Source organism: Bifidobacterium sp. LH_424 (assembly GCF_056356895.1).
The window spans coordinates 164,243-179,385 of sequence record NZ_JBKEVC010000002.1 but is presented as its reverse complement, the minus strand read 5'-3'; the positions used below and the strand labels follow the sequence as shown (position 1 = coordinate 179,385).

The 15,143-nt window shown below is 66.8% G+C and carries 10 protein-coding genes; 7 read left to right on the top strand and 3 right to left on the bottom strand.

The genetic code is table 11. The annotated features are described in order from the left end of the window. Window positions 1–42 precede the first annotated feature (42 nt). Complete coding sequence (rsmI, locus tag AC1AYP_RS03740; protein WP_476502289.1) at window positions 43–1,011, top strand: 16S rRNA (cytidine(1402)-2'-O)-methyltransferase; 969 nt, start codon at window positions 43–45, stop codon at window positions 1,009–1,011. Here rsmI and AC1AYP_RS03735 read toward each other — a convergent pair. Then, window positions 1,001–1,351, bottom strand: coding sequence for a variant leucine-rich repeat-containing protein (locus AC1AYP_RS03735; protein WP_476502290.1), 351 nt, complete (start codon window positions 1,349–1,351; stop codon window positions 1,001–1,003). The genes rsmI and AC1AYP_RS03735 overlap by 11 nt on opposite strands. Next, window positions 1,348–1,998, bottom strand: a complete 651-nt coding sequence (locus tag AC1AYP_RS03730; protein ID WP_476502291.1) for a hypothetical protein — start codon at window positions 1,996–1,998, stop codon at window positions 1,348–1,350. Before AC1AYP_RS03730 ends, AC1AYP_RS03735 begins: the two co-directional genes overlap by 4 nt. A gap of 136 nt (window positions 1,999–2,134) precedes the next feature. Between AC1AYP_RS03730 and metG the strand changes: the two genes are divergently transcribed. The 3 genes from metG (at window position 2,135) to AC1AYP_RS03715 (ending at window position 7,279) form a co-directional block, all read left to right on the top strand. Beyond that, entirely contained in the window at window positions 2,135–4,012 is a 1,878-nt protein-coding gene (metG, locus tag AC1AYP_RS03725; RefSeq protein WP_476502292.1) for a methionine--tRNA ligase, read from the top strand. Window positions 4,013–4,504: 492 nt separating this feature from the next. Further along, window positions 4,505–5,905 carry an MFS transporter gene (locus AC1AYP_RS03720; protein WP_476502293.1) on the top strand — a complete coding sequence of 467 codons (1,401 nt, stop codon included), beginning with the start codon at window positions 4,505–4,507 and terminating at the stop codon, window positions 5,903–5,905. A gap of 123 nt (window positions 5,906–6,028) precedes the next feature. Further along, a complete protein-coding gene (locus AC1AYP_RS03715; RefSeq protein ID WP_476502294.1) occupies window positions 6,029–7,279 on the top strand; it encodes a LacI family DNA-binding transcriptional regulator in 1,251 nt (416 codons plus the stop codon). Between the two features lie 15 nt (window positions 7,280–7,294). On the opposite strand, the gene AC1AYP_RS03710 is transcribed toward AC1AYP_RS03715, so the two are convergent. Next, window positions 7,295–8,626, bottom strand: a complete 1,332-nt coding sequence (locus AC1AYP_RS03710; protein ID WP_476502295.1) for an ABC transporter substrate-binding protein — start codon at window positions 8,624–8,626, stop codon at window positions 7,295–7,297. Between the two features lie 129 nt (window positions 8,627–8,755). Here AC1AYP_RS03710 and AC1AYP_RS03705 point away from each other — a divergent pair, with 129 nt between their 5' ends. From AC1AYP_RS03705 to AC1AYP_RS03695, 3 genes are all read left to right on the top strand, one after another. Then, on the top strand, window positions 8,756–8,974 hold the full coding sequence (locus AC1AYP_RS03705) for a hypothetical protein (RefSeq protein WP_476544765.1): 219 nt from the start codon (window positions 8,756–8,758) through the stop codon (window positions 8,972–8,974). After that, a complete protein-coding gene (locus tag AC1AYP_RS03700) occupies window positions 8,971–13,080 on the top strand; it encodes a fibronectin type III domain-containing protein (RefSeq protein WP_476544766.1) in 4,110 nt (1,369 codons plus the stop codon). Before AC1AYP_RS03705 ends, AC1AYP_RS03700 begins: the two co-directional genes overlap by 4 nt. 218 nt (window positions 13,081–13,298) lie before the next feature. Further along, on the top strand, window positions 13,299–14,867 hold the full coding sequence (locus AC1AYP_RS03695; protein WP_476546786.1) for an MFS transporter: 1,569 nt from the start codon (window positions 13,299–13,301) through the stop codon (window positions 14,865–14,867). Window positions 14,868–15,143: the final 276 nt, after the last annotated feature.

The following is a 15,143-nucleotide window of genomic DNA, read 5'->3' as shown; positions in this document are numbered from 1 at the left end:
TGGGCGGAGCATGCGTCCGAGGGGGTGGGGGATACTGGAGGCATGACCAATGCAGCGGATGTGAACGTGAACGAATCGACCGAGAGCGCAGGCACGGGCGCGGCGGACGCGGGTGCCGTCGCCGTCACCATCCCGGCCGGCACCGTGGTGCTCGCCGCCACCCCGATCGGCAACGTCGGCGACGCGTCCGCACGCCTGCGCGCGCTGCTCGAGCACGCCGACATCGTCGCCGCCGAGGACACGCGCCGCCTCTACGATCTCGCGAACCGTCTCGGCGTGCACGTGAACGGCCGCGTCGTCGCCTACCATGACCACAACGAGCGCGACAAGGCCGACGGCCTGCTCGACAACGTGGAGACCGGCGCGACCGTGCTCGTCGTCTCCGACGCGGGCATGCCCACGATCAACGACCCGGGCCTGGCGATCGTGCGCCGCGCCATCGAACGCGGCCTGCCGGTCACCTGCGCGCCCGGTCCGTCCGCCGTGCTCGACGCGCTCGCCCTGTCCGGCCTGCCCACCGACCGCTTCTGCTACGAGGGCTTCCTGCCGCGCAAACATTCCGAACGCGTGCAGCATCTGCGCATGCTGCAGGGCGAACGCCGCACGATCGTGTTCTATGAGACGCTGCACCGCATCGACGATTCGATGGACGATCTGCTCGATGCGTTCGGCCCGGACCGCCGCATGGCCCTGTGCCGTGAGCTCACCAAGGACTACGAGCAGATCCGCCGCGGCACGATCGCCGAAATCCGCGACAGCGTGCACGACGATCCGCCGCGCGGCGAGATGGTGCTCGTCGTCGCCGGCGCCTCCGACGAGGAGGCGGCCGCCGTCGCGCCGAGTACGCTGTCCGTCGAGGATTTGGCCGTGCTCGCCATCGACCGCGCGCTCGAGGACGGCCTGCGCATCAAGGAGGCGATCACGCAGGTCGTCGGCGAACATCCGCTGCCCGACGGCACGCTCGCCAACCGCAAGCAGGTCTACCAGGCCGTCCTCGCCATCAAGCAGTAACGTTCCGCGCCTCCAGCTCATCCAGCGATTCCAGCAGGACGGTGAGCGCGCGTTTGACGCCCGGCCCGCCGGCCTGCGAGACGTATTCGAGCAGCGCCGCGTCCGCTTTCGGATTCGCGACCAGCCATCGGCGCAGTTCCGGCGCGGTGCGCGCGATATGCCACAGCACGTCCATGTCCGTCGCCGGGTCGGCGGCCACCATCGGCGTGAGCACGAGTGGCGGTTCGGGCGGTTCCAGCGCCGTCGCGTGGGCGGCGTCGGCCGCCGCCCGCGCCAGGCGTCTGAGCCGGTCGGCGCGGTCGAGCGAGCGCAGTCGCCGCGACGGTCGCGCGCGGTTCATGGCGCGACCTTGACGCGGCGATGATCGTACGAATGACGCACGCCGGTGAAGAACGCGCGTGCGCGCGGCGTGGTGGACATGCACGGATTCTCGTCGAGGATCGTGATGCAGTCGTCGGGAGTGAAATCGTAGGCGTCCATGAAGTCGACGACCTTGTCCGCGTATTCGTTCGGATGCGTGGAGGTGACGAGCAATGACGCGACGTCGCAGGCGGTGCGCGTCGGATCGGTGACGCGCAGATTGCCGATCGTGACGAGATGGTTCGGCATGACCTTGCGCGTGAACGCGCGGATCCGGTGCCCGAAATGCCGCATGCGGAAATGCGACCGCGACAGCACGTCGAGCGTGCGCGGGAAGTCGCCGCCCATCCACACCCACATGGCGGTGAGCGCGCACGCCACCGTGGAATGCGGGATGAGCCGGTGCACGATCGAGGCGCGGCCGTAGAGGGTGGCCGCGTGCTCCGACCAGTAGCCGCTCTCCAGGTCGTCCAGCGTGGTGATCGTGCCGTCGGTGGCGAGCCGGCTGAGGCTCATCGGCCCGGGCAGGTCGCGTTCGCGCAGGATCGCCGGCACGAGCGGGGTGGTGCGCAGCGCGGGCGGCGGGGATGCGGATGATGGCGGTGTGGTCGTCGTTGAAGGTTCCATGACCATACGGTAGGGCGTGCGCGGCGTGCGCGCCAATCGTGCGCGACCGTACCCGCGCGAGGTGGATGATCCGGTGGATGGGCGAACGGTTATCCACATCCCGGCGTGTCCCCGGCGCGCCGGATAATTCGGTCTTATGAGTCATATTCTGGTGAATGTTGCATGGCCGTATGCGAACGGCCCCCGCCATATCGGTCACGTGGCCGGTTTCGGCGTCCCCTCCGACGTGTACGCCCGCTACGAACGCATGAAGGGCAACGACGTGCTGATGGTCTCCGGCACGGACGAGCACGGCACCCCGATCCTCGTCGAGGCGGAGAAGGAGGGCCTGACCGCGCAGGAGCTCGCGAACCGCTACAACCGCGTGATCGCCAAGGATCTGTGCGACCTGGGTCTGAGCTACGACCTGTTCACGCGTACCACCACCGGCAACCACGAGCACGTGGTGCAGGAGATGTTCACGCAGTGCCTGAAGAACGGCTACATCTACAAGGGCACGCAGCAGGTGGCGATCTCCCCGTCCACCGGCCGCACCCTGCCGGACCGTTACATCGAGGGCGAGTGCCCGATCTGCCATGCCGAGGGCGCGCGCGGCGACCAGTGCGACGCCTGCGGCAACGAGCTCGATCCGGACGAGCTCATCAACCCCGTCTCCAAGATCAACGGCGAGACGCCGCGCTTCGAGGAGACCGAACACTACTTCCTCGACCTGCCGGCGCTCGCCGAGGCGAACCTCGCCTGGCTGAACACGCGTGAAGGATGGCGCACCAACGTCATCAACTTCTCCAAGGGCCTGTTCAAGGAGGTCAAGCCGCGCGCCATCACCCGCGACATCGACTGGGGCATCCCGGTTCCGGTGAAGGGCTGGATCGACAACCCGAACAAGAAGCTGTACGTGTGGTTCGACGCGGTGATCGGCTACCTGTCCGCCTCGATCGAGTGGGCGCGCCGTCAGGGCGACCCGGAGCTGTGGCGCCAGTGGTGGAACGACCCGTCCTGCCCGGCCTACTACTTCATGGGCAAGGACAACATCACGTTCCACTCCCAGATCTGGCCCTCCGAGATGCTCGCCTACAACGGCCAGGGCTCCAAGGGCGGCGAGACCGGCAAGCTCGGCCCGCTGAACATGCCCGAGCAGGTCGTCGCCTCCGAGTTCATGACGATGGAAGGCAAGAAGTTCTCCTCCTCGCGCGGCATCGTCATCTACGTCAAGGACATCCTCTCCCGCTACCCGGTGGACGCGGTGCGCTACTACATCTCGATCGCCGGCCCGGAAAGCTCCGACTCCGACTTCACGTGGGCCGAGTTCGTGCGCCACAACAACGAGGAGCTCGCCTCCTCGTGGGGCAACCTGGTCAACCGCGTCGCCAACCTCATCGCCAAGAACTTCGGCGAGATCCCGGCGCTCGACGAGGATTCGATGACCGACGAGGACCGCGCCCTGCTCGACGAGACGCGCGGCGCGTTCGCCACGGTCGGCGGCTTCATCGAGAACCACCACCAGAAGGCGGGCCTCATCGAGGCGATGCGCGTGGTCGGCGACATCAACAAGTACATCTCCGCGACCGAGCCGTGGAAGATCAAGGACGACGAGAAGCGACTGGGCACCGTGCTGCACGTGGCCGCGCAGGCCGTTTCCGACGCGAACCACCTGCTCGCCCCGTTCCTGCCGCACGCCTCGCAGAAGGTGTGGGAGGCCCTGGGCGGCAAGGGCGTGTTCTCGCCGCTGCCGCGCCTTGAAGAGGTCGAGGACCTCGACAAGCCGGGCTTCAAGTACCCGATCATCACCGGCGACTACAAGCTCGGCGAGACCGTGCACCCGTGGGAGAGCGAGCCGATCGAGGTGGGCGCGCCCGTCGCCAAGCCGACGCCGATCTTCGCGAAGATCCCGAAGGAGGCCGTCGAGGAGGAGCTCGCCCGCTTCGACGAGGCGCTCGCCGCCCGTCGCGCCGCCGAGGCCGAGCGCCTCGCCGCCGAAAAGGCCAAGCTCGCCGCCGAAGAAAAGGCCGAGTAGCCCCGTTTTGCGTGGTCCCCTCGTCAGAGGGGGCCACGCGTCTGCGTGCCGGGCCGATGCTAAGCGGTTACAAAACCGTCACATAGTGCTCAGAGGTTTCTCAGGAACGCGCATCGTTCCTCCAAGGGAGGGACGGTTTACTAAAACATGTCAGCGGTTGGGAGTCCTTCCCGAAGTGAATATCACTGGCGAGGTTCTTCCCGAACCCCATAACTGAACCCTTCTTCTCTCTTCTCTCTCACCCGGCGGTTTCTCCCCGCCGGGTTTCTTTTTGCGTTGTGTCTTTGTGAGAGCGCACGGCCCGGCTGATGGCAAAAAGCGGCAAATCGTGGCAAGAACAAGGTTGGCAAAAACGGCAAACGGCGTGCGGGATTAGGTTGTGACTCGTCGTCCGGAACGGCGGCGGAGCCGAAGAATCGATGAAGCGAAGAATCGGCGCCGTCCCAACCGAGCCGGACATGGAACCCATGAGAAGGAACTAAGGAGTTCTCGATGAGCACTGCAACAGCGCAGCCGGCGAAGAAGACGCCGAAGAAACTGACCTGGCTCAACATCGTCGGCTACGGCTCGGGCGATTTCGCCAACAACATCGGCTGGCGCATGATGTCGATGTTCCTGGCCACCTACTACGTCTACATCGGCATCAACCCGCTGATCGTCGCCAACATCTTCCTGTTCGCCCGCTTCTTCCAAGCGGTCGTCTACCTGCTCGCCGGCAACTACGCCGACCGCGTCAAGGCCAACAAGAACGGCAAGTTCCGTCGTCTGGTCGTCTACTTCGGCGTTCCGATGATGGTCGCGGTCTGCCTCATGTACACGATCCCGACCGACATCGACATGGCCCTGAAGATCACGTGGGCCATCGTCACTTACCTGCTCTACCAGCTGTTCGGCGCCCTCGGCGGCGTGCCCTACGGCGCGCTCCTCGGTGCGATGACGCAGGACCAGAACGAGCGTCAGCGCCTCTCCTCCGCCCGCATGGTCGGCGGCGCCCTGTTCGGCCTGATCGTCACCTTCACCCTCGCCCCGGCCATCAACACCGTCAAGGACCAGTCCGAACTCGCCAAGCTGATGCTGCCGATCGTCTCGATCTTCTGCCTCGTCGGCGCGCTCATCTACGTGTTCCTGTACAAGACCACCATCGAGCAGATCGACGTGCCCGAGCAGCCGAAGAGCTCCTTCATCGACACCATCAAGGCCATCGTCCAGAACCCGGCGCTGCTCATCCTGTGCTTCGCCACCGGCTTCTACCTGATCGCCACCTGCGTCGGCTCCATCGGACCGATCATCGCCAAGGAGGTCCTCGCCAACGGAGTGGACGCCGGCACGCTCGCCCTCATCACCACGCTCGTCACCCTGATCAACGCCTCCATCGGCGTGGTCGCCTCCCCGTTCGGCCCGGTCATCGCCCGTCACCTCGGCAAGAAGGGCGGCTGGTACCTCGGCTGCGCGCTCGGTGTGATCGGCGGCGTGATGTTCATCTTCGTGAACAACGTGTGGCTGTCCCTCGTCGCCCTCGCGCTCAACGCGATCGGCGCCCAGTTCTGCGGCAACTACGTGTGGGGTATGGAAGGCGACACCGTCGAATACTACGAGTGGAAGACCGGCAAGCGCACCGACGGCGCCGCCATGGCCGGCCTGAGCTTCTTCCGCCAGATGTTCGGCGCCCTGACTTCCTGGCTTGGCCCGGCCATCCTCGCCTTCACCGGCTACAAGTCCGGCATGAACGTCGCCCAGGACCCGTCCGTCGCCGAGAACCTGCGTCTGGCCGCCGGCCTCGTGCCGCTCATCGGCTTCGTGATTTCCGCCGCGATCATGTACTTCTACCCGATCACCGAGGCGAAGTTCAAGCAGATCAAGGCCGACCTCGCCGAGCGTCGCGCTCAGGCGTGAGTCGTTCGTGAAGCCGATCGGGGGGCCGCGCGGTACGTCGCGTGACCACCCCCGATCGGCTTCACGGGTTCCCGACCGCAAGCAAGCCATTGGGGCGAGGTCTGTACAATGAAACGGAATCGGATGGGAGGAACGATGGCGGCGCACGGATCGACCGAAAGCAAGGACGCGGCCGGCGGGAACGGGCCGGCGGTCGCGGCGACTTCATCGGCGGTCGCACCGAAGGCCACCAAACGTGTGCGGCTGGCCGACGTCGCGGCGGAGGCGGGCGTCGCGATCTCGACCGTGTCGCGCGTCTTCTCCGACCCCGATCGCATCAACTTCCAGACCGCCGAGCATGTGCGCGAGGTCGCGCAACGGCTTGGCTACCGGCGCAGACCCACCTCGCGCACGCGCGCCGGGAACGCGGGGGCCGCGGCGGGCGCCGGTTCCGGCGTCTCGCCGGCGTCCGCGCGCGGCGACGTCGCGACGCCCGGCACCGCCTCTGCGCCGTCCAATCGCGGCATGATCGCGATGATCGTCAAGGACACGGCGGACGGCGTCTCCTCGCAGATCCTCAAGGGCGCGCAGATCGCGGCGATGGAGTCGGACAGCGCGGTGAGCGTCATCGAGACCGGTGATTCCGCGCAACGCACGATGCAGATGCTCGACCATCTCGTCGGGAAGGTGGACGGCGTCATCCTCGCCTCCGACGCGCCGCGCACCGATTTCATCCGCGACTACGCCCGGCGCATGCCGCTGGTCGTGCTCAACCGTCCGGTCGAAGGCGTGGCCAGTGTGATCCCCGACCCGCGCATCGGCGTCGTGCGGGCACTGAGCCTGTTCAAGCGATACCATCATGCGGCCGTCACGTATGTGGCCGGGCCGTCCGCCTCATGGGCGGACCAGTCGCGGTGGCGGTTCCTGCACGACATCGGGCAGCGCATGGGATTCAAGGTCAACCGCATCGGACCGGTCCACGCGACCGTCGAAGGCGGGTATCAGGCGGCGCTCGCGTTGGAAGGCGGGTCGGCCACGGCCATCGTCACGTACAACGATCTGATTGCGGCCGGTATCGTATTGCGTCTGACCGCCGACGGCGTCGTCGTGCCGGATGACGTGTCCGTCATCGGATTCGACAACACGCTGATCGCGCCGGTGGTGACGCCGCCGATCACGACGATCCGCATCCCGCGCGCGCAGCTCGGGCAGGTGGCGGTGAACCGGTTGCTCGGGCAGCGGTCCGCTGCCTACCGCAATCCGGCGGATACGCAGGTGATGGCGAAGCTCGCCGAATACGGCATCCGCTGCGAGGAGGAGGCCGATCCGGAGGTGTCGCTCGTGGATACCTCGATCATCGTGCGCCGTTCGGTGGGGGAGCGCCGGCGGGCGTAGACCCTTATCCGGCCGTTATTTGACGGTGAAGCCTTCCTGACGGCCGTAGGTCTTGAGGGATTCGCCCCAGGTGACGAGGGCCTTGGCAAGGGTGGTCTTGCCATGGTAGGCCTGGCCGATCGAATCGACGGCGATCGAGTTCGCGTAGGCCATGTACGGCAGGTAGTCGAAGTCGGTCGTCACGTCGCGCGCGGCCTCGGCGATCGTCTCATGCGTCTTCTGCCCACCGAAGAAATCGTCGGTCTCGGCCAGCCAGCGCTTGTCCTCCAGCACCGATTCGAGCGGCGGGATGCCGCCCTGCTCGAGGTTCACGTCCACGCCGTCGCCGTGCGCGAACCATTCGGCGAACGTGTAGGCGGCCTTGGTCTTCGCCTCGTCGGAGCCCTTCGGCAGGGCGAGCGCGCCGCCGCCGTTCTCGCCGTTCGCGTGCGCGCCGGCCGTGTACTGCGGCATCGGGGCCATCCGCCATTGCCCGGCGGTGCGCGTGAGGTTCTTCTGCATCGACGAGACGAGCCACGCGCCGGTCAGGACGGTCGCGATCGACCCGTCATCGAGCCTGCGCCACCAGTCGTCGGTCCACATCGAGGTGGAGACGTCGATCAGATCGTCGTCGAGCATTCCCTGCCACAGGTCGGTGAACCGGGAGACGTGCTTCGCGGTCATGTCCACGCCGATAGTCGTGCCGTCCACGCTGAACGGCTTCGCGCCGGCCTGCCAGAGCATCGACGTGATGAAGCCGCCGTCGCCGGTGTCGTTGGTGATATGCGCCTTGCCGTCGGTGGCGTCCTTGATCTTCTCGGCGGCCTCGCGGTATTCGTCCCACGTGGTCGGGGCCTTGGCGACGCCGGCCTGGTCGAACACGGTCTTGTTGTAGAACATCACCATCGGGCCCGACGAGATTGGCAGGCCGTACGGTTCGCCGTTCACGGTGACATTGCGTTGCGCGGCCTTGGTGAAATCGCCGCGGATGGACGAGTATCCGAAGTCGTTCATCGAGCGCAGCTGGTCGGAGATCGCGAACTGGTGGACCGCGTTGAAGTCGAGGTAGACGACGTCCGGGATGCCACGGCCCGCGTTGAGCGCGTTGGTGAGCTGCATGTATTCGTCCTCGTTCGCGCCCGCGTTCGTCACCTTCACCTTGATGCCGGGGTGTGTCTTCTCGAACGCCTTCACGAAGTCGCCGATCGTCGATTGCCAGGTCCACAGCGTGATCTCGACCGGATCGTCGGCGGTCCCTTCCGCCGCCGTCGATCCGCCGCAGCCGCCCGTCGCGGCGATCATGCCGATCGCGGCGACGGCGCAGGCGGCGGTCGTCGCGACGTTGCGAAGACGTGAGAAACGAGACATGGTGACTGCTCCGATCTTCCTTGTTCCCGTGCGCGCGCCGTCCGTGCGCGCACACGTATGTCCGATGTCGGTACCGAGTGTAGCCAGCCGCGGACGTCCGGCCGCGGCGGTGCGTGATTTTGGCAAACGATGGCAATCGACGATGCGTGCGATGTCCGGCCGCGCGTTGGAATGGCGCGGATTATGCGCGATGATGCGGCGATGGTCATGGCAAAAGCCGGCAAACGTGGTATGGCAAACGGATGGCAAAAACCGGCAAACGCGACGGCCCTCTATCGTAGACCTCGTGATCCGGACGAAGACGGTTTCGCCACGGAGCAAGAGGACAAGCGAAAGGTATTGCAATGAGGCTCAACCTCAATGGCGTGTGGGACTTCTACCCCGACGGTGGCGACGAACGCCACGACATCATCGTGCCTACCTGGTGGGATTCGCTCAGCCGCACCACCGGATACCCCGAGGAATGGGAACAGGGACTGCGCCACGGCGTGTACGTGAAGACCGTGGACCTGCCCGAGGACATCAAGGACGAGGACGTGTTCCTGCATGTCGGCGCGCTCGCCACGCTCGGCAAGGTGTACGTGAACGGCAAGTCGGTCGGTCCCGTCACCACCAAGGGCTACCTGATGACCCTCCTGCCGTACGACCTCGACATCAACGACGTCGTCAAGGCCGGGGAGAACGAAATCCGCATCGAAGTGTGGAGCGTCAAGGCGCTGCCCGACGACGCGCTCGCCACCGAAGGCGGCCCCGACCGCCTGCTCTTCCCGTTCGGCGTCGAGAACATCGTCGGCCGCGTCGGCATCGGCGAGGACGTCGAGATCGTCACCAAGCCGAAGCTCAGGATCGACGACCTCCAGATCATGCCGGACCTCAAGAAGAACGCCGATCCGAGCGACGACGAACTCGCCGTCAACGTCACCATCGTCAACCACACCGGCGCGGACGCCGAACTGGATCTCGCCGCCGTCGTGCGCCCGGTCAAGGGCGACGACGCGGCGGACGGCGAAAAGCCGGTCGCGCTCGCCTTCGACGGCGCGACGGCGCACGTCGCCGCCGGCGCGACCACCGTCGTCAAGCTCGCCAAGGGATGGCCGGACGCGCACTACTGGTCGCGCGCCGACCCGTTCCTGTACACCGTCGACGCCACGATCACGGCGGCGGGCGCGGGCGACGCGGCCGCGCGGCCCGTGCACGAATACTCCGACCGCTTCGGCTTCCGCCAGTTCTGGCGCGAAGGCGACGCGTACATCCTCAACGGCGTCAAGATCCGTCTGCGCGGCGACTCCCTGTGTCTGCTCAACCAGGGCAACCGCGACCTCATCAATGAGATCGGCGATGCATATGGCGTGGTTCTCGACGACAACCACGCCACCGACGCGATGGCCAAGGCGTGGATCGACGCCTACCAGCACGCCAACTGCAACATCATCCGCAACCACATCCGCTCCGTGCCGTCGCACGTGCTGATGGACCACGCGGACGAGACCGGCATGCTCCTCGAGGAGGAGACCGCATTCTGGAACCCCGGCTCCACGTCCAACGTGTCCCTCGACCCGCCGTACTACCTCAACTACTCCGACGAGGCCATCGGCTACTACGTCGAATGGGTGGAACGCTGGGTGCGCGAATACCGCAACCACCCGTCCATCATCCTGTGGTCCACCACCAACGAGGCGTGGAACCCGAACGACGCGGAGATTCTCATCCCGCCGCTCGAAGCCGCTGCGAACCGCGAGGACCCGACGCGCATGGTCATCAACGACGGCTTCAACAAACCGATCACCAACGAGGACTCCCGCCACTACTACGGCGGCTACCCGTCCGGCATGACCAGCGCGCCCGACATCTACGACCTGTACCAGATCGACGGCGACCTGCCGCTCGGCGCGGGCGAGGAGTTCTCCGTCTCCACCGCCGGCATCCCGCAGTACGCGGAGGACGGCACCATCAAGGACATCTACCACGGCCGACTCAACGGCAACCCGGACACGATCTCCCGCGCCGACTTCGGGCGTGAGGTCGGTCGCGTGACCCGCGGCGTGCGCACCACGCGCATGGCCAACTGGAAGCCGTTCTGCCTGTCGATGTTCATCTACGACAACATCGAGAAGGTCGTCGAACTCGACCAGGAACACACGCGCCACGGCCTCAACCCGCGCGTCCTGCTGCGTCCGCAGTTCGACCCGACCGCCGAGGGCGACGCCCGCTGGATCGAAGGCGACGGCTACCGCTACTTCGCCAACTCCTACGCCGACGTGGCCGCGTTCGACAAGGAATACGACAAGGAGCCGCGCCTCGGCCTGCCGCACGCCATCTACGCGCTCGGCACCACCTCGCAGCGCACGCTCATCGTCTACAACGACGAGGAGATCGACGGCACCGAGCTCGAAGTGCGCTGGACCGTGTCCGCGCTCAACACACAGGACGGTACGCGTCGCGAGGTCGAAAGCGGTTCGAAGACCGTCACCGTGGAGCACGGCGAGTTCGTCGAGACGCCGATCGAGATCCACGTGCCCGGCGAGGTCGAGACCTACGAGTCGAAGCTCATCGAGACGCTGAGCGTCGTCAAGCAGGGCAAGGTCAAGTTCTCCGAAGACAACTTCCTCGGCTGGATCGGCCGCCCCGCGCCCGCGAAGATCGGCTCCAACCGCCCCGACATCGACCTGGGCGTCGTGGATTGGGCGTCGCGCAACGTCAAGCACTGCCTGCACCTGAACCAGCAGGGCGGCGCGCTGAGCGAGAAGTGGACCGCCCGCGTGGTGGACGACGCCTCCGGCTCGATCAGCTTCGAGCGTCTCTCCGGCAACCTGCGCCACGAGCAGGAACTGTTCTACACGGTCAACGTGGCCGGTCTCGAAACCGGACGTGCCTACACCGGTCAGATCGAATACACCGGCGAGAACGGCGACACCGTCACCGTCACCGTGCGTTTCACCGCCGGCAAGCTGCCGACCGGTTCGGGCGAGACCGGCTTGGGCGAGGCCGACGCCCCCGCGAACAAGGCGCTCGGCGCGACCGTGCGCGTGAGCTCCAACTCGACGCGCAACGGCTGGACCTCCGCCTCGCTCGTCGACGGCGAATTCAAGGCCGACTACGACCACTTCGGCTGGTCCAGCGAACCGACCGCCGAGAACCACGACGAGTGGGTGCTGCTGAAGCTCGCCCATCCGACCACCGTGGCGCAGGTCGTGCTCGCGCCGCGCGGCGAGAACCCCGGCGGCACCGTCGCCGAGGCGTTCCACGGCGAAGGCGAGGGCGTCGGCGGCGTGCAGGAGTTCGCCGCCGGCCACCGCGCGGTCGACCCGAACCAGGGCCAGGGCTTCCCGGTCGACTTCACGATCGCCGTCTCCGCGGACGGCAAGGCGTGGACGACCGTCGCCGACAAGCGCGACTACGCGCTGCCCGCCAACGGCACGCCGCGCGCCTTCGACTTCGCGCCGGTGGACGACGTCCGCTACGTCAAGGTCGAGGCCACGAAGCTGCGCTCCAACCCGAACGAGGGCGGCGAATACGCCCTGCAGCTCGTCGAGGTCGCCGTCTTCGCCGACCATCACATGCCCGCCATCCCGTCCGAGCCGACCGACGTCGCCGTGAACGTGCAGGCGCACGACGTGCAGGTGAACTGGCAGTTCGCCTCCGACGGCCGCTCGCCGATTCTCGGCACGACGCTCACGCTCGTCAACGCCGCCGGCGAGGTGATTCCGGCCGGCGTCGTCGGCACCGACACGCACGCGCTCGTCACCGACGTGCCCGCCGGCGAGTGGACCGTCACCGTGCAAGGGCGCAACGCGATCGGCGAAGGCGAAAGCGCCGTCTCCGTGCCGTTCAAGGTCGGCCGCGCCGACGCCGGCGCCATCGACGAGACGGTGCCGCGCCCGAAGGCCCCGACCGCCGAACTGATCGTCGAGACCGGTGCCGTGGCGGTCGCCTGGGACGAGGTCGACACCCGATCCGGCTTCGGCCGCGGCGGCGTCAACATCCACCTGACGCCGGTCGCCGGAGGCGCTTCCGCCGCGCCGAAGCGCACCGCATGGGCGCCGGTCGGCGTCACCGCCTACACGTTCGAGGACGTGGCGCGCGGCACCTACACGGTTACGCTCGAAACCACCACCGGCGAGGACCGCGTGTCCGAGACGAGCGAGCCCAGCGAGCCGGTCATCGTCGCCGCCGTGCCGTCCAAGCCCAACAAGCCGGGCGTGACCTCCGCCGACGACACGATGAACGTCACCTGGAAGGCGCCCGCCGACGGCGGCACCCCGATCGAGTCGTACGTGCTGACGCTCAGGAACCTCACCGAGAACACGGTCAAGGTCGTCAAGGCCGAGGCCGGCGACGAGGCCAAGAGCGTCTCCGGACTGACGCCAGGCAACTACACGGCATCGGTGATCGCGGTCAACGCCATCGGCATGTCTGCGGAATCCAGCCCGTCCCTGCCCTGCCTCATCAAGTAGTCACCAAGCAACACGGTTCCCTCCCGGACCGTCACGGTTCCCTCCTCGGTTTGCATCGTTTTTCCATGGCAAACCGTGGATCGAGTCGTGATGGTCCCGGAGGGAACCGTGACGGTCATGGACCGACCCACGGGCGACCGTGACATTCACGGACCAAACCGTGACGATCCCGGACCGACCCCATCACGGCGGACGCCGCACGAACTAGGCTGGATAATATGGCGAGAGCAGCGAGTGGAGCGAGCGAATCGAGCAACAAGAACCAGAAAGGCGCACGTGACCTCGTGCGCAAGATCACGATACGCGAGGCCGTCGGCTTCGGCGTCGGCGACTTCTACGGCGGTGGCCAGCTCACCATCATCGCCACGTATCTCGCCCTGTTCTGGACGCGCTTCTGCGGCATGAACATCGCCGCCGCGCAGGCCGTGATCGGCGTGAGCGCACTCGTCAGCGCCATCGCCGCGCTCGCGTTCGGCGTCCTCGACGACAATCTCTACCGCTACCCGATCGGCCTCAAATACGGCCGCCGCCGGTTCCTCCTCATGATCATCGGACCGCTCATCCTCGTCGGCGTCCTGCTGTGGATCCCCGGACTCCCGTTCGCCGCCTACGTGGCCGCCTACGTGTTCTGGGTCGTGCTCGCGCAACTGTTCCAGACCGCCTACAACCCGCTTCCCGGCGAGATGACCGCCGACTTCAACGGGCGCACCAAACTGTCCACCGTGCGCCTGTTCATCTCCACCGGCGCGGGCACGGCGATCCCGCTCGCCGGCGCCGCGACGCTCGCCGTGTTCGGCGAGACCGCGCCGACCGGCTACATGGCGTTCACGATCACGACGACCATCCTGTTCGCGCTCGCCGTGTTCGCATGCTGGCGCAGCACGTGGGAGATGACGCCCGAGCGCGCCGGCTTCGGCGCGTACGCGCGCGGCGAACGGCGCGACGGGCACGTCGGCGTACGTCGGTGGATGCGCCGCGCCGGCAAGGTGCTCGCCGAATACGCGACCACGTTGCGTATCCGCGAATTCCGCAAGCATCTCGCCATCTACCTGCTCGTGCAGGTGACGATGGACGTGTTCGGCCAGGCATTCGTGTTCTTCGTCGTCTACGACTGGAACCGCACGGCCGCGTTCGCCTCGCTGCTGCTCGGCTGCGCGGCCGTCTCCCTGCCGCTCATGCCGCTGTTCGGTTTCGGCATGACCCGCCTCGGCCCGCGCCGCATGTACGCGCTCAACTACGCCGGTTGCCTGCTCGGCGTGGTGTGGTTCCTTGCGTTGTGGCTGTGCGCCGGCCACCTGCCGGGCGCGGCGTGGACCGCGCTCGCCGTCGCGGCCTCGCTGTGGTTCTTCGCGTTCAAATCCCTGTGCGGGTATCTGCCGTGGGCGGTGTTCCCGTATATCGCGGACATCGATCAGATCGTCACGCGCCGGTACCGTTCCGCCACGTTCTCCGGCATCCAGGCGTCGTTCCGTCAAGTGGGTTCCGGTCTCGCGACGATCTGCGTCGGCGTGATTCTCGGCGCGGTCGGGTTCGACGCGACGCGGGCCGTGCAGACGCCGGCCGCGCGCGTCGGTGTGGGCGCGTTGCTGCTCGGGTGGTTCTCGTTCGCGATGATCGCCGGCTGGATCGTCTCCACGCGACTCGTCATCGACAAGCGCACCGACGGCGTGGTCCTGCGCGAAGTGACGCGACTGCGCAACGGCGGCGCGAAGGCCGACGTCGCGCCCGCCACGCGCGAGGTGGTCGAACGCCTGACCGGCGTCGACTACGAGGACTGCTGGAAGTAGGGGCGGAGGCTCCCTCCTGGATTGTCACGGTGACCGTCACGGTTGACACCGGGATCGTCACGGCTCCTTCCCGGGACGTCACGGTTCGCTCCATTGTTTGCTACGGGAAAACGATGATGGTCAAGGAGTGAGCCGTGACGATTCGGGAGGGGATTGTGGGCTTGTGAAAGGGGCCGTGAGGGTCGTGGACAGAACCGCCCGATAGAGCTCCGGCAGGTTCCATCAACGCCGCTAGATATCCCAATGCAATGCGGTTGAAACCCCATGTCGAAATCG